This window comes from Dysosmobacter segnis (assembly GCF_014297285.1).
GTDB classification, from domain to species: Bacteria; Bacillota; Clostridia; order Oscillospirales; family Oscillospiraceae; genus Oscillibacter; species Oscillibacter segnis.
This window is the reverse complement of the sequence record NZ_JACOQI010000104.1, coordinates 1-819: the sequence shown is the minus strand read 5'-3', so window position 1 is coordinate 819 and position 819 is coordinate 1. Positions and strand designations below refer to the sequence as shown.

Annotated in this window: 1 protein-coding gene; it reads left to right on the top strand. The window is 58.1% G+C overall.

Features of this window, described 5'->3' with window-relative positions:
• Positions 1-223: 223 nt before the first annotated feature.
• Positions 224-819 (top strand): ribose-phosphate pyrophosphokinase-like domain-containing protein (locus H8Z83_RS20345; RefSeq protein ID WP_187016499.1); only part of this gene is annotated, 596 nt, incomplete at its 3' end.

Here is an 819-nt window from a genome sequence, read left to right as displayed (position 1 = left end):
CCCCCCCCCCCCCCCCCCCCCCCCCCCCCCCCCCCCCCCCCCCCCCCCCCCCCCCCACCGCCACCACAGATGTGTATAAGAGACAGCGCTACCAACTCGGTAGCTCTCCTCAGGAAGAAACAGTCTAAGACTCGGGGCTTCGGCCCCTTGTTTTTTTTTCTTACATAGTGTTGACATCCTGTGAGAGTAACCCGATATACAAAGTAGAAAGGAAGTCTCAAAGATGATCTTGATTACTAATCGAGGGGACGTAGGCATTTCGTTTCCTGCAAACTCGAAAGTGTTACCCGGTGGAGAAGTGCACCCATCGGTTGATCCTGCTGTTGCATCGTGGAAAGCTGTCAACCTGACTGCTCACCTCCAGAAAGCGGTGGACATCATGGATCTGTTGGTAGTGACTGACGCTATCCGCCGTCTGAACCCAGCAATCGAAGTCCACCTGATCATGCCGTACGTTCCTTACGCTCGTCAAGACCGCGTTCCAGCGCCTGGTGAGTCCCTGACGTCGAAAGTGTTCTGTAACCTGATCAACGACCAACATTACAACACCGTAACCGTCCTGGACGTCCACAGTGACGTTACGGTTGCGTTGTTGGATCGTGTCCGTCACGTTACCCTACCGCAAGCTGTGGCTCGTGCCATGCCAAAGCGCGATTGGGCAAACACCGTACTCGTGGCTCCTGATGCGGGTGCTATGAAGAAGACGCTTGATCTGGCGAAGCTGGTCGGCTGTCCTCAAGCTGTCTCTTATACACATCTAAAAGGGGGGGGGGGGGGGGGGGGGGGGGGGGGGGGGGGGGGGGGGGGGGGGGGGGGGGG